Source organism: Candidatus Krumholzibacteriia bacterium, assembly GCA_030748535.1.
Lineage (GTDB): Bacteria > Krumholzibacteriota > Krumholzibacteriia > JACNKJ01 > JACNKJ01 > JASMLU01.
In genome coordinates this window covers 1-530 of sequence record JASMLU010000033.1, presented here as the reverse complement: position 1 = coordinate 530, position 530 = coordinate 1, and the positions used below count along the sequence as shown (strand labels likewise).

Here is a 530-nt window from a genome sequence, read left to right as displayed (position 1 = left end):
GGTCTAACCCTCTGCGCCGTGCCTTCCCAGTCACTTCAGCTAATCCTCTTATTATCCTTTGTTGGCGGCCCTACAACCCCACCGGGCGCACCCGGCGGTTTAGGCTCTTCCCCCTTCGCTCGCCGCTACTGAGGGAATCTCGATTGATTTCTTTTCCTTCGGGTACTGAGATGTTTCAGTTCCCCGAGTTCGCCCTGCTGACCTATGGATTCAGTCAGCAGTGCATGGCCTCAACAGCCATGCGGGTTACCCCATTCGGAAATCCCCGGATCAAAAGATGTTTGCTCTTCCCCGAGGCTTATCGCAGCTTGCCACGTCCTTCATCGCTTCCCAGAGCCAAGGCATCCGCCCTGCGCCCTTGCTACCTGACTTAACAGTCAAGATCATCAACCCTTGATGACCCTCACAGATGCTCTTGGGACACCAAAACCTCCGATTCTATTGTCTAAAAACCAATGATAGAATAATAAACCGGCCATCCTTTCAGGATAACCTGTCCATTACCCCATGTACTAAACATCCAGACCTGG

1 rRNA gene is annotated in these 530 nt (G+C 52.6%); it reads right to left on the bottom strand.

Annotated features, from left to right (window positions below):
- Window positions 1-372, bottom strand: a 23S ribosomal RNA gene (locus QGH30_09780); the annotation flags it as partial.
- Between the last annotated feature and the right edge of the window lie 158 nt (window positions 373-530).